The sequence below is a fragment of the Mesorhizobium sp. BR-1-1-10 genome (assembly GCF_020165595.1).
Lineage (GTDB): Bacteria > Pseudomonadota > Alphaproteobacteria > Rhizobiales > Rhizobiaceae > Mesorhizobium > Mesorhizobium australicum.
Window position 1 is genome coordinate 393,150 of the sequence record NZ_JAIUIL010000007.1, and the last position, 18,062, is coordinate 411,211.

Consider the following 18,062-nt stretch of genomic DNA (forward strand, 5'->3'; position numbering starts at 1 on the left):
CCATATAGCGCGCAGGGAGGATGGAACAAGTCAGCAAGGATGACGTTGAACCCGATATCCATGGTGGTTCAATGACAAAACGCTCTGCTGGCCTGAAACTCCTGGCGCCAATGGTGCCGGGGGCGCCTGAATTAATCGAAGGTCTCGATGGGCCCATCCCGGATCGCATGCTGGTGCTTGCGAAACGGTTGCAAGCGGCGCTGGATGACAGGAAAGTGGAAGTGCCTTCTTTGCATCCTAAACTCCGTTCGAAGAAAGGATGACGACGTGCGCGATCTGCGGGGGTTGCATCTTCTGATTGTCGAAGACGAATGGTCGATGGCTGGAGATCTTGCGAGGTTTTTCAGCAACATGGGTGCTATCATTCTCGGGCCCGCCGCTACCGTCGAGCAGGCGTCTGAACATACCGATCAAGCCGAAGCTGCAATCCTGGACGTCAATCTCAACGGCCGACGTGTGTTTCCGATCGCCGACAAGTTGATGCGCCGCGGTATCCCCTTCGTATTCTTCAGCGGCGACAACGACATCGCCATCCCCGAGCATCTCCGTTACGCCAGCAATTTGCGGAAATCCTCGGGCAGCAAGGCTGTGTTCAATGCCCTTTTTCCGCCGCAGGCGTCCGAACAAGCGGACATCTCCGTGCCCTCCCCGCCAGACGACGTTTTCACCCTTTTGCCCAAACTGCGCCTCGCGGCGCGTCTTCTGCTGGGAGACGTCAACGCATCGGACCGGCTGGTCGAGAGGACACTCGAGCAAGCGATCCGGGACGTCGACCACCGGCAGCTTGGCCAGTCCACCGAAAACTGGCTCAACGACGTCATGCGAGAAGTGGCCAAAGCCCGCGGCGCAAAGCTGATGCATTGAATTCTCCTGGGCCGAGGCCAAGGCGCTTCCCTTGGGGGCTGCTGGATCACCTTTCTGGATCAGCGCCCGAAGCAATAGGGCAGTCGATTGTTCCAGCGACTTTCGAGATTTTCTGGGGCCCGCTGCATCGGCCGCCAGGCCTTCTTAACCTTTGCGATCGCGCTCGACGAATTTGTTGAAACGGCTGGATTTTCCGTCGCTGGTCTTGGCCTGATAAAGGAAGGCCAGATCGTTCTCGTCGAATATCCGGAAGAACTCGTCCCAATCGATGGGGTCGAATGCTTCCTCGGGCTCGCCAAAGTCGATCCGCAGGATGCCGCCCTCGCCCTTGGTGCGGACCACCGCCGGCCGGCCCTGCCGCTCCTCGGCCCATTTGCGAATTTCGTCGTGATTGGTGGTCGTCTGGGACTGCGACATTGAAATCTCCCTTGATCATCGGCTTCGCCTTTCGGCGTCACGGCGGCTGTCGAGCGCCCTAACAGCATACCGGCGGCAATGTTCCCGCATCGCGGGCCGATGGTGTTGCGCTTGCTTTCAGGCGAAGCCCGCGAAGGGAACTTTGTTGAAGCACAGGGAACAAACCTTTTGCCGAAAAGTTCGGGGCGCCGAGGTCACTTGTCCGAGGAGTCGTCGTGAAACGCATATTGGTTACAGGAGGCTGCGGCTTCATCGGCCGCCACGTCACACAAGAACTCATCGCTCAGGATTATTCAGTTCGCATTCTCGACGCCCTGCTGGAGCAGGTGCATGCGGGTGAAGCGGTCGCCCTTCCCGCAGGTGCCGAACTGATCAAGGGCGACATTCGCGACCGCGAAGCCGTTGCCGAGGCGCTGGAAGGCGTCGACGCCGTCATTCATCTGGCGTCGGAAGTCGGCGTCGGACAATCAATGTACGAGATCGCGCGCTATGTCGGCACCAACGATCTCGGCACGGCGACATTGCTTGAAGCGCTGATCAAGCATCCGGTCGAACGGATCGTCGTCGCCTCCTCGATGAGCGTCTATGGCGAGGGCCTCTATGCCACGCCCGACGGCCGGCGCATCGACAATGCAAGGCGCAAGTCAAGCGACATCAAAAGCGGACAGTGGAATCCGCTGTCGCCGGAAGGCGAACCCCTTTCGCCGCTGCCGACGGATGAAGAAAAGCCGGTCGACCTCGCCTCGATCTACGCGCTGACGAAATACGCCCAGGAACGCGCCGTGCTGATCTTTGGCGAAGCGTACAACATCGATGCGGTCGCGTTGCGCCTGTTCAATGTCTTCGGTGCCGGCCAGGCGCTATCAAATCCCTATACCGGCGTGCTGGCCAATTTCGCTTCACGTCTCGCCAATGGCCAACGGCCGATGATCTTCGAGGATGGCGAACAGAAGCGCGATTTCGTTCATGTGCATGACGTCGCCCGCGCCTTTCGCCTTGCGCTGCAGCAACGTCAGGCAAAGGGCCACGTCATCAACATCGGCAGCGGCCGCGCCTATGCGATCAGCGAAGTCGCGCGATTGCTGGCCGAAGCCATGGGAACCCCGAACCGTTCGCCCGAGCTGCTCGGCAAGGCGCGCTCCGGCGACATTCGCAACTGCTTCGCCGATATCTCCAAGGCTCGTGAGCTGCTCGGCTTCGAACCCGCCCTGCAATTGGAGAACTCTCTCGGGGATTTCGTTTCCTGGGTGCGCAACACGGCCGCCGTCGATCGCGGCGCCGAAATGAAGCGCGAACTCGAAGAGCGCGGGTTGGTGTCATGAGCCCGGGCGCACGCAACCGACGCCAAGCGCCGGTCGCCATCGTCGGCGGCAGCGGCTTCATAGGATCAAACCTGGCCGACAGCCTGTTGTCGGATGGCGAGCCGGTGCTGGTGGTCGACAATCTCAGCCGTCCCGGCGTCGAACAGAACCTGCAATGGCTTGCCCAGAAACACGGTGGCCGCCTTACGGTCGAGACCATCGATGTGCGGGACGCCAATGCCTTGGCGCCGGCCCTGATGAGATGCAAGGCGATTTTCCATCTGGCCGCGCAGACGGCCGTCACCACGAGCCTGGTCCGGCCGGACGAGGATTTCGACATCAATCTTCGCGGAACGTTCAACGTGCTGGAAGCGGCGCGGCTGAGCGGCGAGCGCATCCCGGTGATTTTCGCCAGCACCAACAAGGTTTACGGCAGCCTCCCCGACGTCGCGGTTCGCGCGGACGACGACCGCTACATACCTTGCGATAGCGCGATCCAGGCCGGCGGGATCGACGAGGCTCGCGGCCTCGATTTCTGCACACCCTATGGCTGCTCCAAGGGCGCGGCGGACCAATATGTGCTCGATTATGCCAAGTCCTACGGCATGCCGACGGCGGTGCTGCGGATGAGCTGCATCTACGGACCGCGCCAGTTTGGAACCGAGGACCAGGGTTGGGTAGCGCACTTCCTGCTCAGCGCCCTGACGGGACGGGAAATCACCATCTACGGCGACGGCAGGCAGGTGCGCGACATCCTGCACGTCTCCGATGCGGTCGCCGCCTACAGGGCCGTGCTGGACGAGATCGAGATCACCAAGGGCCAGGCATTCAATCTTGGCGGCGGACCTGAAAACGCGCTCAGCCTGCGTATGCTGTTGAGCGAGATCGGCGGCCTGACCGGTCGCGAGCTCTCGGTCCGCCATGATGGGGAACGGACCGGCGACCAGCCCTTCTTCGTCGCCGATACCCGCAAGATCGAAACCGCGCTTGGCTGGAAGGCGCAGGTTGCGTGGCGTGAGGGCATTCGCGATCTCGCCGACTGGCTGCAGCGCCACCGGCTCGAGCCCCGCCCCGAAGCCGTGAGGTACGTCGCATGAGAATAGCCCTGGTCAACCCGTCCTGGACATATGACGACAGCATCTATTTCGGCTGCCGCCAACCGCATCTGCCCCTGGAACTCGGCTATTCGAAAGCCCTGCTCGAGGCGGCCGGCCATGAGGTGCTCATGCTGGACGGACAATTGCAGAAACTCGATAATTCCGGGCTCTGCGAACGCGTGGTTGATTTCGCGCCGGCAATGACGGTTGTCAGCACCGCGCCAACCTATCTGTTCTGGCGCTGCGCACCGCCGGAATTGCGGGTGCCGGCCGATTTCCTCAATCGCCTGGCCGGGCGTGGCGGACGCACGGTCGCGGTCGGGCCACATGGTTCGGCGACGCCGGCGCCGACCTTGCGCAAGCTGGGCGTCGACATTGTCGTGCGCGGCGAATGCGAGGAAGTCGTCGCGGAACTTGCACGACGCGACGATTGGAGCGCGGTACCCTCAACCGCCTATCTGCGGGATGCCAAGCTGGTTTCGAACGGCGGCGTCCATTCCAGTTCGTTTGTCGATCACCCGCCGCTGGAATGGCCATCCGACTGGATTGCCGCCCATTCACACCACCATCACCGGTTCGATGACCAACAGCTTGGATTCGGCGCCGAGGTCGAGGCGTCGCGCGGCTGTCCCTACAATTGCAGCTTCTGCGCCAAGATCGATTTCCGCGATGCCTATCGCCGCCGCAACCACGAAGCGGTGGTGACTGAAATCGATGGGCTGATCGCCCAAGGTGTCGGCTACATCTACTTCATCGACGAAATCTTCCTGCCCCAAAAAGCGTTGCTGGAGGCGTTGGTCGGCCGCGATGTGAAATTCGGCGTCCAGACCCGCATCGATCTCTGGAAACCCGAGCTGCTGGAACTGCTGGGCGCGGCTGGCTGCGTATCCATCGAAGCCGGCCTCGAAAGCCTGACGGTGGAAGGGCGGGCCATGCTGGCGAAGCGCTGCCGGCTGGGCACCGAGGAGCTTGCCGCGCTGCTGGTCAAGGCCAGACGCCACGTTCCCTTCGTCCAGGCCAATCTGATCGGCGTCGTCGAGGACGATCCTGCCCTTGTCGATCACTGGCGCGCCCACCTGATCGACAATGGCGTGTGGGCCAATGAACCCGTACCGCTTTATCCATATCCGAGTTCGCCCAGCTATCGCGAGCTTTGGGGCGAACCCGACGACCTCGCCTGGGAGCGCGCCCATGATCATTACCTCGCATCGTTCCAGAAGTTCAGCGACATCCAGGAAAAGCGCCCGCGCCCGCTGGCGGAACTGGAGGCGGCATGTTGCGGACACTGACGCCACGCAAGCGCCGCATCCTGATGACCGTCGACGCCATGGGCGGAGTATGGCGCTATGCGCTTGATCTCGGCCGGGAACTGGTCAATGGCGGCGACAGCGTTGTGTTCGCCGGCCTGGGGCCGCAACCATCAAGGCAACAGGCCGAAGAGGCACGCTCCTTCGCGACGCTCATCTGGCTGAATACGCCACTGGACTGGATGACCCGCAGCGCCGGCGAGCTCGACCGTCTGCCGCTGGAATTGCGTGCGCCGATACGCGACTACGCCATCGACCTTGTCCATCTCAACGGACCGACGCAGGCGGTGGGGTTGGACGCGCCTTGCCCAGTCATAGTCGTCTCGCATTCATGCGTGACGACATGGTTCCATTCCGTCAAGGGACAGGCGTTGGATAGCGCATGGAGCTGGCAGAAAGAGCGCAACAGGCGCGGCTTCGACAGGGCCGACGCAGTCATCGCCCCAAGCCGCAGCCATGCCGAGATGCTCGAGACCTGCTATGGCCCGATCGCACGCCTTCACGTCGTCGGAAATGCCGCACGCCCCGTCCCGACAGCAGAAACCCGCCAGCCGCTCGTCTTCGCCGCCGCCCGCTGGTGGGACGAGGGAAAGAATGTGGTGGTGGTCGACCAGGCCGCCTCGTTGACGCAATGGCCTCTCTTTACAGCCGGTTCGCTTCACGGCCCGAACGGCGAGCGCGCCACCGTCAACCATGCCGTTCCTCTCGGAGCACTGCCGCATGGCGAGGTGCGCTCCCTGATGGCCCGCGCCGGTATTTTCGTGTCTCCGTCGCTCTACGAACCGTTCGGTCTGGCGGCTCTGGAAGCGGCCATGTCGGCAACGCCCCTGGTGCTCTCGGACATCCCGACCTATCGCGAGTTATGGGACGGGGCCGCGATGTTCTTTGACGGTCGCGACCCGCATGATCTCGCTGCCTGCATCAATCGTCTTTCCAGCGATGCGGGGCATAGGCGGGAGCTCGGCCACGCCGCCCTCCGCCGAAGCCGCAGGTTCACCCTGGGGAGACAGGCAGCGGCCATGCGCGATGTCTACGAAAAGGCGGCGCTGGCCGTGGCGGAGCGCTGATCATGCGCTTCTTGTTCTACACCCACTCGCTCGTCTCCGACTGGAACCACGGCAATGCCCATTTCCTTCGCGGCGTCATGCGCGAACTGGTGGCGCGCCGGCATCAGGCCATCGCTCTGGAGCCGGCGGACGGCTGGAGCCGATCGAACCTACTGGCCGAGAGGGGATCCTTCGCGATCGAACGTTTTCGCAAGGATTTCCCCGAATTGATGCCGGTGACCTACGATGCCGGGTTCGACCATGAAGCCTGGATCGCCGAGGCCGACGTGGTGATCGTCCACGAATGGACCGACCCGGAGCTTGTCGCTCGCATCGGCCGTGCCCGGGCCGATGGCGGCAAATTCACCTTGCTGTTTCACGACACCCATCACCGCGCCGTGTCGGCCACCGAGGCAATCTCGGCGCTCCGCCTGGAACATTATGATGGCGTTCTCGCCTTTGGCGAAGCGCTGCGCGAGAGCTATCTGCGCGCCGGGTGGGGCAAGCGTGTCTTCACCTGGCATGAAGCGGCGGACGATCGGCTGTTCAAACCGCACCCGGAAATCCACGCGACGTCCGACCTGGTCTGGATCGGAAACTGGGGCGATGACGAGCGGACGGCCGAAATCCAGGAATTCCTGATCGAACCCGTGCGCGATCTCGGTCTTCAGGCCACTGTTCACGGGGTTCGCTATCCCGAGCCGGCACTTGCCGATCTGGCAGCCGCCGGTCTGCGCTACGAAGGGTGGATCGCCAATGCCGACGTGCCGAAGGTGTTCGCCGCGCATCGTGTCACCGTGCACATCCCGCGGCGTCCTTATCGTGAAGGCTTGCCCGGAATTCCGACGATCCGCATGTTCGAGGCACTTGCCTGCGGCATCCCGCTGATTTCAGCGCCTTGGTCCGACGTCGAGCAGCTTTTCAGGCCCGGCATCGACTTCCTGTTTGCCGAGGATGGATCGCAAATGCGGCAACACCTCCAGGCGGTGTTGGCCGATCCCGATTTTGCGGCCTCCCTGGTGACCTCGGGTCTTGAGACCATCCGCTCGCGGCACACCTGCCGTCACCGCGTCGACGAGTTGTTCGACGTGCTCTGGCAATGCACGACCCTGCACACCGCCGAGCTGACCGCCGCAAAGGAAGCCGCAGCATGAAGATCGCATTCTATGGATCGAGCCTCTTGTCGTCCTACTGGAACGGCGCCGCGACCTATTACCGAGGATTGCTGAAGGCGCTTTCGCAACTGGGCTACGAAATCACCTTCTACGAACCTGACGTTTATGACCGGCAGAAGAACCGTGACATCGAGGCGCCGGACTGGTGCTCTGTCGTCGTCTACGAGGCAACCCACCATGCCCTGATGCAGGTGGCGGCGCGTGCCGCCGAGGCCGATATCGTCGTCAAGGCGAGTGGCGTCGGCTTCGAGGACGAGGCGCTGCTTCGCGCCGTGCTCGACCACGCCCGCAGTGATGCGCTCATCGTATTCTGGGATGTCGACGCGCCGGCGACGCTCGCCCAGCTGCGCGACGAGCCGGACCACCCGCTGCATCGTGCGCTGCAAGAAATCGACCTTGTGCTGACCTATGGCGGCGGCGATCCCGTAGTCTGGGCCTATCGTGCCATGGGCGCGAACGAGTGCGTGCCAATCTACAATGCGCTCGATCCCGAAACGCACCACCCGGTCGCCAGCAATGCGCGTTTTGCCTGCGATCTGGCGTTTCTCGGAAACAGGCTGCCGGATCGTGAAGCGCGTGTGGGATCGTTCTTCCTCGATCCTGCGAGCCAGCTGCCGGAACAACGTTTTCTGCTCGGCGGATCTGGGTGGGGCGACAAGCCGCTCCCCGCCAATGTCGGCTGGCTCGGCCATGTCGGCACCCGCGATCACAACGCCTTCAATGTCACGCCGAAGGCGGTGCTGAACATCAGCCGCGACAGCATGGCCGCGAACGGTTTTTCACCCGCCACGCGTGTCTTCGAGGCGGCCGGCGCCGGCGCTTGCCTGATCACCGATGCCTGGCTCGGCGTCGAGCTGTTCCTGAAGCCCGACGAGGAGATCCTTGTGGCGCGCGACGGCGGCGATGTCGCCGAAATCATGCAGGCGCTGACCCCAGTTCGGGCAAAGGCGATCGGCCAGGCCGCACTTCGACGCGTTCTCGCCGATCATACCTACGCATTGCGGGCGGCCGTGGCTGATGCGGTCTTCAAACGGCATTTGACGCACGGGACCGTGGAGGCAGCCGAATGACCAGGCAGTTGGACATCGTCTTTCTCGGCCTGTCGCTTTCCTCGTCCTGGGGAAACGGCCATGCCACCACTTTTCGAGGTCTGTTGAAAGGCCTCCACCAACTCGGCCATCGCGTAACTTTTCTGGAGCGCGATGTGCCATGGTACGCCAATCACCGCGATTTGCGCGATCCGGATTTCTGCGCCTTGCGCTACTACGAAACCGTGCAGGAACTGCAACGCGACTACGCGCGGTGTCTGCAACAGGCCGATGTCGTGGTGATCGGCTCCTTCGTACCGGAAGGGCGCGCGGTGATCGACACCGTCGCTTCACTTTGCAAAGGACAACTCTGCTTTTACGACATCGACACGCCGGTGACCCTGGCGAAGCTGTCGGCGGACGATTGCGACTATCTGAGCTGGCGCCAAATCCCCTACTTCGACATCTATTTCTCTTTTGCCGGCGGCCCGATGCTTGCCGATCTGACGCAGACCTTCGGCGCACGCCGCGCCGAGCCGCTCTACTGTTCGGTCGATCCGGAACGGCATCACCGCACCGCCGATCCGATCGGCTGGGATCTCGGTTATCTCGGCACCTACAGCGCCGACCGGCAAGCCACACTCAACGCGCTTCTGCTCGAGCCTGCACGGCGCATGCCGGATCGGCGTTTCGTCGTGGCCGGCTCGCAATATCCGTCCGACATCGACTGGCCCGACAATGTCGAGCGCATCGAACACTTGCCGCCGGCCGATCATGCCGCATTCTATAGCCGTCAGCGCTACACCCTGAACGTCACACGCAGTTCCATGATTGCCGCGGGATGGTCCCCCAGCGTGCGCCTTTTCGAAGCCGCGGCTTGCGGCACGCCGATCATCAGCGACCGCTGGCCAGGCCTCGACAGCTTCTTTCCCGCATCGACGATCCACACGGCCAGGATGGCGGACGAGGTCGTCGCGATCCTGTCCCGGGAATCGGCTCGTACACGTCTCGCGATGGCCGACCGGGCACGCGAACTCGTCCTTGCCTCCCACACCGGTGCGGCCAGGGCTCGCGAATTCATCACGGCGCTTACGCAAAAGGGGGCGGTGGTCCTCGATCTCGATATCGGAAGTGCAGCATGACTGGCAGACAGGAGAAAATCGCGATGCGACAAACAAAAAAAGCGCAAAGGGCAAAGACGGTGCTCGTCGCCGGTGGCGCGGGCTTCCTCGGTTCGCATCTTTGCGAAGCATTGTTACGCGATGGCTGGCGTGTGATCTGCGCCGACAATTTTCTTACCGGTCGCATGGAGAACATCAACGCGATCATGGACCAGCCGGGTTTCCGGTTGATCGAGCAGGATATCTGCCGTCCATTGGAGCTTGGCGAGCCGGTGGATCGCATTTTCAACATGGCCTGCGCCGCCTCGCCGCCGCGTTACCAGGCCGATCCGATCCACACCACGCGAACCTGCGTCATCGGAACGTTGAACCTGCTCGAACTCGCCGCCCGCAACGACGCGCGATTGCTGCAGGCCTCCACGAGTGAAGTGTATGGCGATCCGGAGCAACATCCGCAGAGGGAAGATTATGTCGGCCATGTGAACTGCACCGGCCCACGCGCCTGCTACGACGAAGGCAAACGCACCGCCGAAACACTTTGCTTCGACTATCTGCGAGCCGGCAAGGCCGACGTTCGTGTCGCGCGTATCTTCAACACCTACGGGCCGAGAATGGATCCGGCGGACGGCCGCATCGTCTCGAACCTGATCATGCAGGCGCTCGAGAAGCGCCCGCTGACGATTTTCGGCGACGGCATGCAGACGCGATCCTTCTGCTACGTCTCCGATCTGATCGATGGGTTGATGGGCCTTATGGATATCAATCCCAATCCGGGCAAGCCCGTCAATCTGGGCAACCCCGGCGAATTCACCATCGTGCGACTGGCGGCATTGGTGAAGGCCATGACCGGCACCAAATCGGACATGACGTTCCTGCCGCTGCCGCAGGACGATCCTCGACGCCGGCAGCCCGACATCTCGCGCGCAAAAGCGCTGCTCGGCTGGACGCCAAGAGTGCCTCTCAACGAGGGGCTCGCGCGGACGATCAGCTATTTCGCCATGCTTGAAGGCGGCTCGATCGGCGCTCAAATGGCAGGACGGTCCACAAGGGCGAGACCCACGTCAGGCGGGCTGCAGAACCTCCCTGCCTGATGCCGGACCGCGGTCACATCTTCGCATCGATTCCCGCGGGAACATCCAGGCAAGCTTTTGGTTTGACAGGAGGACCACATATGGAGGACCTCCTCATGCACCCCAAGCGATCTCGGACCGATATCGACAAGATGGCGGAACGAGAGACGGCTGCGTATTTGCGGCGAGCCTCAATCACCTATCTGGAGTGCTGTGTCAGCCTGATGATGACGCATCTGCAGCGGGAGGAGGTGGCCAGTATTCTCGAGCAGGAAGCAGACATGCTGCGCAGGCTGGATTGACGCAGACTAATCGGCCCTGGCCTGGCCCAGGAACCGTGTCAGCCCTGCCTCATATCGGTTTGCCGTCTCCTCCAGCCTTGCTCTTTCCCAGCCATTCTCGGATTGGGCGGCCATGCTCCACAGCCCGAGCTGAAACGCCAAATAGCAAGGTTTGAAATAATCGATGAGCCTGGCGTCGATGCGGCTATCCATGCCGCCGATCAACGTCGTCGCCTCGGCTTCGGACAAGTCATGTTCTACGCAGGCGCCGGCAATATCCCATTCTATCGGCTGGCAGCCGATCAGATCGTGTCCTCGGCAATGGTCGACTGCATCCGTCTTAATCAGCGTACCATCGGAACCGACCAGAAACTCCCAGGGGTGAAGCCTGCCGTCGATCTCGACCCGTTCCAACACCTTTGCGGGCGTCTGCTTCGAGAACCAGGTCCGCAGTCTAGCCGCCTGGCTTTCGCCCAAAGCTTCGGAAGCATTGTGAACCGCCATCTCCGCGAGGGCGAGCAATGATGCGCCGGCTTCGCAGGTCCGCAGATTGGTCGCACGCCAGGCCAGATAGCGTGTGAACGCCGCGACAAGTCTCTGCCTGGACAGCGGCAGCTGATCCATCGTGGTTCCGTCGGTCCACCGTTCGACCAGAAAACCGTGGCAGACCCCGATGACTTGCGGTCCGAATCCGGCTTGATGCAACATCCTGGCGGCTTGCATCTTGCGCAGCCCGGTTTCGCCGAGGCCGACAAATTTGACAAGCCAGCGGTCTTGACCCGCGGAGGCCAGGAACTTTCGCCGTTCGGTGCCGCGTGTGCTCGGTGGCCAGCGCTTTTCGTCGGCGTAGTGAAGAGAGCGCCACGCGCCCCCGGATATTTCGGTCAAGCGCAATTTCGGACTGCCGACCGCCTCGGCTACCCAATCGCGCAGCGTTGGACTTTGCGAGCTTTCGGGAAAGGTGCGTTCGAACGTTATCGCCACATGTTTGCGGCAGCGCACCCATGTCTCCCGAATATCCGGCGACGCTTCGGCGCCCGGATCGCCCGAATGGCTGGGGAACAGGTGAATGCGGTCCGTATCGATGCCCTGTTTTCTCAGCCACGCGACGACGGCGTGGACCGAACTTCCCGACAGGCCGGGACCTTCGTCGACGACCGCGAAACGAGCCGACGGCTCGTTCCTCCAGGCCGCGACCAAACGCGGATCGGCATTGAGGCGCCGATCGAAAGGATGCCCGATCGGGCGCACGCTAATGGGCGCCGGCGCACCGATCGCGGCCGCCACCATGGCCGCGAGCCCCAGGCCGATGCTGCGGATGCCGATCACGCATGTGTTCGCATCGAGACCTGATACCTGCGCCGCGCCGAGATAACTCTCTGGATAAAGCGCATAATGCGCGTAGCCCTCGGACGAGCCGGTCAAAACCTCTGCCTTGCAATCGAGTGCGGTCAGCATTTGGAGAAGTCGCGGGTCGATGCCACCGTCCACAGCGAACCCGCTTCGCCACGACCTCGCCACCTCTGCCGCAAGCCCGACCAGTAGCCTGGCGCCTTGCCGTTGCGAAGGCGAATTGGTGTCGACGCCCCGGGCCTTGAAGTCGACATCCGCGAGCCCTTGGACCAGTTCCGACACGCTGACGAACAGCCCGACCAATGCGGCATGGCGCCGGATGCCGCAAGGCATGCGATCGAGGCCTTGGGCCATTTCGATCGCCGCCTCCTGAAGCTGTCGTGCATTCTCGGTCCGCTTGTGGTCGCCGTAGACGATCATTGGTCGATTTCCGGTGCTTGCCGTGCGGGCAACGCGGCGCGCGCGGCTTCGATCCATGCTGCTTCGCGCAATTTTTGACCAAGCCAAGGAACATTCCGGCACGGTGGCGGTTCGGCGCAAGGAACTTACCTTTGAACAGCATAGGGCGGCAGTTTCGTGGGATCGAAAAAAGTTCGTGTTGGTATCGTTGGAGTGGGCAATTGCGCGTCCTCCCTGGTGCAGGGCCTCGCCTATTATCGTCATGCCAAAAGCAACGAACCGATCCCGGGGCTCATGCATGCCGATCTCGGTGGCTATCACGTCGACGACATCGAAATTGTCTGTGCGTTCGATGTCGCCAGAAGCAAGGTCGGCCGTGACGTCGCGGATGCGATCTACGCTCCCCCCAACAACACGTTCCGCTTTGCCGACGCGCCGACGACCGGCGTTCTCGTCGAACGCGGGCCGACGCTTGACGGGATCGGCAAATATCTGCGCGACGAAATCGAAGAAGCGCCCGGACCGGTTGCCAATGTCAGCGAGATCCTGCGCGACAGCGGAGCCGATGTGTTGGTCTCCTACCTGCCGGTGGGTTCGGAAGAGGCGACGCACTTCTACGCTGAATGCGCGCTCGAGGCCGGCTGTGCCTTCGTCAATTGCATACCGGTCTTCATCGCCTCGCGTCCGGAATGGCGCCGGCGCTTCGAGCAACGCGGGCTGCCGCTGGTCGGCGACGACATCAAGAGCCAGGTCGGCGCCACCATCGTGCACCGGTTGCTGGCCAATCTCTTTCGCGAGCGCGGCGTGCGCATCGATCGCACCTATCAGCTGAATTTCGGCGGCAACACCGATTTTCTCAACATGCTCGAACGCGAGCGGCTGGAATCGAAGAAGATCTCCAAGACGCAATCGGTAACCAGCCAGCTCGATGTTCCCCTGGAGCCGGGCAACATCCATGTCGGCCCCAGCGACCACGTGCCTTGGCTCACCGACCGCAAATGGGCCTACATCCGCGTCGAAGGCACGACCTTCGGCGGCGTGCCGCTGAATGCCGAGCTCAAGCTGGAAGTGTGGGATTCGCCCAATTCAGCCGGCGTGGTGATCGATGCGGTGCGCTGCGCCAAGCTCGCGCTCGACCGCGGCATTGCCGGGGCGCTGACGGGTCCTTGCAGCTATTTCATGAAATCGCCACCCGAACAGTTCACCGACGCCGAAGCGCGCCAGCGCACGCTCGCTTTCATCGCCGGTAAGGACGAGCCATTGCTGGATGCCGCGGAATGACGACGACGTTCTTTTTGATCCGCCATGCGGCGCACGACAATGTCGGCTCGTACCTTGCGGGCCGCATGGCCGGCGTATGTCTCGGCGAGGCCGGCAAGGCTCAAGCCGAGCAGCTTGGCGGCCGCATGGCCCGTGAGACGATTGCAGCCATTCTATGCAGCCCGCGCGAGCGCACGCAGGAGACGGCGGTTCCGATCGCTCTCGCTTGCGGTGTCGGCGAAATCGCGATCCGCGCCGAACTCGACGAGATCGACTTCGGCGACTGGTCGGGGAAGACTTTCGACGAATTGAACGGCGATGCCAGTTGGCGCGCGTGGAACGATCAGCGGCAGGAGGCCAGGACACCGAGCGGCGAAACCATGCTGGATGTCCAGCAGCGCATCGTCTCGCTGATGAACGGCGTCCGCGAGCAGCATCAGAACCAATGTGTCGCCCTGATCAGCCACGCCGATGTGATCAAGGCCGCCGTCTGCAAGGTGCTTGGCTTGCCGGTAGGCGACTGCTTTCGCTTCGACATCGATCCCGCCTCGATCACGACGATCGTATCGGGCGACTGGGGCTCGAAGCTCCTGCGATTGAACGAAGCTGCCTGACGAGGAAATTCCCCATGCGGATGGTCATTTTCGGTCTTACCGTCACGTCTTCATGGGGAAACGGCCATGCCACGCTGTGGCGTGGGCTGATCCGCGCCCTCGCCCGGCTGGGCTGGTCGATCACCTTTTTCGAACGCGACACCCCCTATTATGCCGGGACCCGCGATCTGGATCAGCTCGATGGAGGCAACGTCGTCATCTATCCGGACTGGGAGGACATCCGCCGCGTCGCGGAACGGGCGATGAAGCAAGCGGATGTCGTGGTCGTCACCTCTTATTGTCCGGACGCCGTCGAGGCTTCGCGCCTCGCGCAGCAGGCATGCCGCGGACTGCGTGTCTTTTACGATCTCGATACTCCAGTCACGCTTGCCCGCGTCGAACAAGGTGAGCGTCCGCCCTATTTCGGACCTGAAGGCCTTGCCGACTACGATCTCGTCCTGAGCTACACCGGCGGCCCGGCGATCGAGGCGCTGAAGGCGGTGCTGGGCGCGCGCCAGGTGATGCCGCTCTATGGGCATGTCGATCCGGATCAGCACCGGCCGGCAGAGAAGCGGGCCGAATTCGCCGGTGATCTGTCCTATCTCGGAACCTACGCGGCGGATCGCCAGGCCGGCGTCGAAAAGCTTCTGGTTCGCCCGGCCGCGCGCCTGCCCGACCAGCGCTTTATCATCGGCGGCGCACAATATCCGCAGGAATTCCCATGGAGCGACAACATCTTCTTCGTCAGGCATCTGCCACCCGCCGACCATCCGGCGTTCTTCTCCTCGTCGCGGCTGACACTGAACGTCACCCGCGAAGCGATGGCGCAAAAGGGCTGGTGCCCCTCGGGACGGCTCTTCGAAGCGGCCGCGTGTGGAGCTGCCATCGTCACCGACGCATGGCCAGGCCTCGCGGAATTTTTCGAACCCGGCCGCGAAGTGCTGTTGGCGCGCGATACGGAAGATGTGGTCGCGGCACTGCAATTGCCGGAGTTCGAACTCGACGGCATTCGAAGGCGAGCCCGCGAGCGGGTCTTGGGCGAGCACACTTCCGCCAAACGCGCAGCGGAACTGGACAAAATCCTGGCCGATGCCTTGCGAAACCCAGTCGGCGAACCGATGAAGGAAGCAGTCTGATGTTGGGCATCGTGCCCGCTGCCGGACGCGGCAGCCGCATTCAACCGCTCGGCTTCTCGAAGGAGTTGCTGCCGGTCGGCAGCAGGATCGACGGACAGACCGAACGTCCCTGCGCCGTGAGCGAGTATCTGGTACGGCGCATGGTCCAGGCCGGCGTCGACAAGATTTGCTTCATCATCGGATCGGGCAAATCCGACATCCTCGAATATTATGCCGCCGGCTACGGTGAGGCGGCAGCGCTCTTCGTGGTGCAGCCTCAACCCGTCGGTCTCTGCGATGCGATTTTCCGGGCAGCGCCCCTCGTCGCGCCCGACGAGGTCGTCCTCGTCGGGCTTCCAGATACGATCTGGTTTCCCGAGGACGGCTTCTGTCGCTTGCCTGACGATCAGCTTTCTTTTCTGCTCTTCCCGGTGGATAGCCCGGAATTCTTCGACGCCGTCGTTACCGATGATGAGGAGCGGGTGATCGAAATCCAGGTCAAGCGGCAGGACGCCGCCACGAACTGGGTTTGGGGTGCGTTCAAGATGCCCGGCCATATCCTGCATCGGCTTGCGGCACTCTGGCGCGAGCGGGATGGTCGTGACGAATATATCGGCACGTTGATCAACGCCTACCTTGCGGGCGGGGGTGTGGCCTATGGTGTCAAGGCAGGGTCCGCTTATGTCGATGTCGGTACATTCAATGGGTATCGCACAGCTCTGCGGTTGCTTGAAAACGGCGTCCCGTCAGCTCATCACCAGCCCGCAACGATCATGCCCGGCGCGCATTCGCATGTGCCTGTCGTTCCGGGTGAAGGAGCCTGAACATGTTGCATTCCCATGCCGAAATCCGCCGGCGCATCGACGCGCTCGGCCCGTGGTTCCACAATATGGACCTGGCCGGCGTCGAAACCGCGCCCGACCACTTTCTCGGCAACTACCCGCTGATCAAATGGCGCAAATTCGCCGATGCCATACCCGCTGATCTGACCGGCAAGACCGTGCTGGATATTGGCTGCAATGCCGGCTTCTACTCGATCGAGATGAAACGGCGAGGCGCCGCCCGTGTCCTCGGGATCGATTTCGACGAGGCCTATCTGGCCCAGGCCCGCTTTGCCGCCGAGATCGCGGACTGTGATATCGAATTCCAGAAGCTGTCGGTCTACGACGTCGGTGCCCTGCGCGAGACATTCGATGTCGTGCTCTTCATGGGAGTGCTTTACCATCTGCGCCACCCCTTGCTCGCGCTCGACCTGATCCGTGAGCACGTCGCCGTCGACCTGATGATCTTTCAGTCCATGCAGCGCGGCAGCAAGGACCTGCCCGCATTGGAAGAGAACTATCATTTCTGGACGCATGATTTGTTCGACCAGCCGGAATTTCCCAAGCTGCATTTCATCGAACACCGCTATGCCGACGATCCGACCAACTGGTGGATACCGAACCGGGCCTGCACCGAAGCGATGCTGCGCAGCGCCGGTTTCGAGATCGTTCTGCATCCCGAGCAGGAGGTCTATTTCTGCCGCGCTGCCGGCGATCCGGCCGGCGGCGGCGCGATATATCCGTCGAAAGGAAAGCTCCATGATTGAAGCCGCGATGATCTGGAACGAGCCCAACAACAAATCGCATTGGGACCCCGAGCTCGACCCCGATTGGAGCCGCTTTGCCAGGATGGCAGTCCTGTCGGCGGACGCGATCGCATCCGAGAACCCGGCTCTGACAAAAGTGCTTGGCGGCATCTCGCCGATAGACCCCGGCTTTATCACGCGCATGAAGGAATTCGGCGTGCTGGACCATGTCGACGCCGTCGCTGTTCACGGCTTTCCCCTCGACTGGAACCTGTGGCAAATTCAGGAATGGCCGCAGAAGATCGGTGAGATCGCGACCGTCACCGACCTCCCCATCTGGGTCAGCGAGGTCGGCGTATCGACCTTCGGGGCCGAGGAAATACAGGTCTGGGGGCTCAAGCGCACCGCCGAATTGCTGCTCGGCAACGCACCGCGAATCCAGTGGTACAGCCTCTATGACCTTCCGCGCGAATGGGAAGCAACGACGCGGCATCGCGAGGCGGAGGGATCGTCCTATTACCGCCATTTCCACATGGGGCTGCTGCGCCAGGACGGTACGCCAAAACCGGCGTTGGAAGAATTCCTACGCTACACACCCGCAATGGGCCTGGTGCAGTGGTTTCATTTCGAGGACCCGCGGCTGGACGATGCCGTCGCCTGGATGAAGCGGCTCGGCGTGACCAATATGCGCACGGGGCTTTCCTGGGCCGATAGCTTCAGGCCGAATGCGTTGGACTGGTTCGACCGACAGATGGAAGCACTCGCCGCTTTCGACGTCACGGTCACCTTCTGCTTCACGCCCGAGCATCGCGGAATGATGCCTCACCACACCAGCCCTCCGCTGGTGCCCGAGGAATTCGCCGAGTTCTGTGCAACGATGATCCGCCGCTACGCGCCCGGCATGATGTCCGCCTCGCTCCCGACGCAGCGGGCCTCGGCTGCGTGAGGCTCTCATGCGACCCGGTCCGCGATCATCGGAGGCACTGACCGAAGTCAAGGCTCTCGGCCCCTTCGAGATCGGCGCCAGGTCGTGCGCAACCGCCCTCGTCCACCCCGCACCATGGCTCG

General features: G+C 62.5%; 19 protein-coding genes. 17 read left to right on the forward strand and 2 right to left on the reverse strand.

What is annotated here, in order from left to right; genetic code table 11:
• Nucleotides 1–20: 20 nt before the first annotated feature.
• Complete coding sequence (locus LB555_RS18160; RefSeq protein WP_140617534.1) at nucleotides 21–263, forward strand: hypothetical protein; 243 nt, start codon at nucleotides 21–23, stop codon at nucleotides 261–263.
• A 4-nt stretch (nucleotides 264–267) separates the two neighbouring features.
• Entirely contained in the window at nucleotides 268–864 is a 597-nt protein-coding gene (locus LB555_RS18165) for a response regulator (RefSeq protein WP_015319142.1), read from the forward strand.
• A 144-nt stretch (nucleotides 865–1,008) separates the two neighbouring features.
• On the opposite strand, the gene LB555_RS18170 is transcribed toward LB555_RS18165, so the two are convergent.
• The gene (locus LB555_RS18170) at nucleotides 1,009–1,281 is read right to left on the reverse strand and encodes a hypothetical protein (protein WP_015319143.1); all 273 of its coding nucleotides are present in this window, start codon (nucleotides 1,279–1,281) and stop codon (nucleotides 1,009–1,011) included.
• 215 nt (nucleotides 1,282–1,496) lie between these two features.
• On the opposite strand from LB555_RS18170, the gene LB555_RS18175 reads away from it, so the two are divergent.
• From LB555_RS18175 to LB555_RS18215, 9 genes are all read left to right on the forward strand, one after another.
• Nucleotides 1,497–2,603, forward strand: a complete 1,107-nt coding sequence (locus LB555_RS18175; protein WP_015319144.1) for an NAD-dependent epimerase/dehydratase family protein — start codon at nucleotides 1,497–1,499, stop codon at nucleotides 2,601–2,603.
• Nucleotides 2,600–3,679 carry an NAD-dependent epimerase/dehydratase family protein gene (locus LB555_RS18180; protein WP_224683408.1) on the forward strand — a complete coding sequence of 360 codons (1,080 nt, stop codon included), beginning with the start codon at nucleotides 2,600–2,602 and terminating at the stop codon, nucleotides 3,677–3,679. Before LB555_RS18175 ends, LB555_RS18180 begins: the two co-directional genes overlap by 4 nt.
• Nucleotides 3,676–4,968, forward strand: coding sequence for a TIGR04295 family B12-binding domain-containing radical SAM protein (locus tag LB555_RS18185; protein WP_224683409.1), 1,293 nt, complete (start codon nucleotides 3,676–3,678; stop codon nucleotides 4,966–4,968). Before LB555_RS18180 ends, LB555_RS18185 begins: the two co-directional genes overlap by 4 nt.
• A complete protein-coding gene (locus LB555_RS18190) occupies nucleotides 4,953–6,053 on the forward strand; it encodes a glycosyltransferase family 4 protein (RefSeq protein WP_224683410.1) in 1,101 nt (366 codons plus the stop codon). Before LB555_RS18185 ends, LB555_RS18190 begins: the two co-directional genes overlap by 16 nt.
• A gap of 2 nt (nucleotides 6,054–6,055) precedes the next feature.
• Complete coding sequence (locus LB555_RS18195; protein ID WP_015319148.1) at nucleotides 6,056–7,186, forward strand: glycosyltransferase; 1,131 nt, start codon at nucleotides 6,056–6,058, stop codon at nucleotides 7,184–7,186.
• Nucleotides 7,183–8,277, forward strand: a complete 1,095-nt coding sequence (locus LB555_RS18200) for a glycosyltransferase (protein WP_140724269.1) — start codon at nucleotides 7,183–7,185, stop codon at nucleotides 8,275–8,277. The genes LB555_RS18195 and LB555_RS18200 overlap by 4 nt, the downstream gene beginning before the upstream one ends.
• Nucleotides 8,274–9,377, forward strand: coding sequence for a glycosyltransferase (locus LB555_RS18205; protein ID WP_140715380.1), 1,104 nt, complete (start codon nucleotides 8,274–8,276; stop codon nucleotides 9,375–9,377). Before LB555_RS18200 ends, LB555_RS18205 begins: the two co-directional genes overlap by 4 nt.
• A gap of 23 nt (nucleotides 9,378–9,400) precedes the next feature.
• The gene (locus LB555_RS18210; protein WP_140715382.1) at nucleotides 9,401–10,447 is read left to right on the forward strand and encodes a UDP-glucuronic acid decarboxylase family protein; all 1,047 of its coding nucleotides are present in this window, start codon (nucleotides 9,401–9,403) and stop codon (nucleotides 10,445–10,447) included.
• An 80-nt stretch (nucleotides 10,448–10,527) separates the two neighbouring features.
• The gene (locus tag LB555_RS18215) at nucleotides 10,528–10,728 is read left to right on the forward strand and encodes a hypothetical protein (protein WP_015319152.1); all 201 of its coding nucleotides are present in this window, start codon (nucleotides 10,528–10,530) and stop codon (nucleotides 10,726–10,728) included.
• Between the two features lie 6 nt (nucleotides 10,729–10,734).
• Here the strand turns inward: LB555_RS18215 and LB555_RS18220 are convergent, their stop codons facing one another.
• Entirely contained in the window at nucleotides 10,735–12,036 is a 1,302-nt protein-coding gene (locus tag LB555_RS18220) for a hypothetical protein (protein WP_224683411.1), read from the reverse strand.
• A gap of 600 nt (nucleotides 12,037–12,636) precedes the next feature.
• Between LB555_RS18220 and LB555_RS18225 the strand changes: the two genes are divergently transcribed.
• Genes LB555_RS18225 through LB555_RS18250 form a run of 6 tightly spaced genes read left to right on the forward strand, consistent with a single transcriptional unit; the run spans nucleotide 12,637 to nucleotide 17,940 of the window.
• The gene (locus LB555_RS18225; protein WP_140715386.1) at nucleotides 12,637–13,740 is read left to right on the forward strand and encodes an inositol-3-phosphate synthase; all 1,104 of its coding nucleotides are present in this window, start codon (nucleotides 12,637–12,639) and stop codon (nucleotides 13,738–13,740) included.
• Nucleotides 13,737–14,333 carry a histidine phosphatase family protein gene (locus LB555_RS18230; protein ID WP_140715387.1) on the forward strand — a complete coding sequence of 199 codons (597 nt, stop codon included), beginning with the start codon at nucleotides 13,737–13,739 and terminating at the stop codon, nucleotides 14,331–14,333. Before LB555_RS18225 ends, LB555_RS18230 begins: the two co-directional genes overlap by 4 nt.
• A 14-nt stretch (nucleotides 14,334–14,347) precedes the next feature.
• Nucleotides 14,348–15,448 (forward strand): glycosyltransferase, encoded by a 1,101-nt coding sequence (locus LB555_RS18235; protein WP_015319156.1) that lies wholly within the window; start codon nucleotides 14,348–14,350, stop codon nucleotides 15,446–15,448.
• Complete coding sequence (locus tag LB555_RS18240; protein ID WP_140715389.1) at nucleotides 15,448–16,251, forward strand: sugar phosphate nucleotidyltransferase; 804 nt, start codon at nucleotides 15,448–15,450, stop codon at nucleotides 16,249–16,251. The genes LB555_RS18235 and LB555_RS18240 overlap by 1 nt, the downstream gene beginning before the upstream one ends.
• 2 nt (nucleotides 16,252–16,253) lie before the next feature.
• Nucleotides 16,254–17,015, forward strand: coding sequence for a TIGR04290 family methyltransferase (locus tag LB555_RS18245; RefSeq protein ID WP_140715391.1), 762 nt, complete (start codon nucleotides 16,254–16,256; stop codon nucleotides 17,013–17,015).
• Nucleotides 17,008–17,940 (forward strand): beta-xylosidase, encoded by a 933-nt coding sequence (locus LB555_RS18250; RefSeq protein ID WP_224683412.1) that lies wholly within the window; start codon nucleotides 17,008–17,010, stop codon nucleotides 17,938–17,940. Before LB555_RS18245 ends, LB555_RS18250 begins: the two co-directional genes overlap by 8 nt.
• Nucleotides 17,941–18,062: the final 122 nt, after the last annotated feature.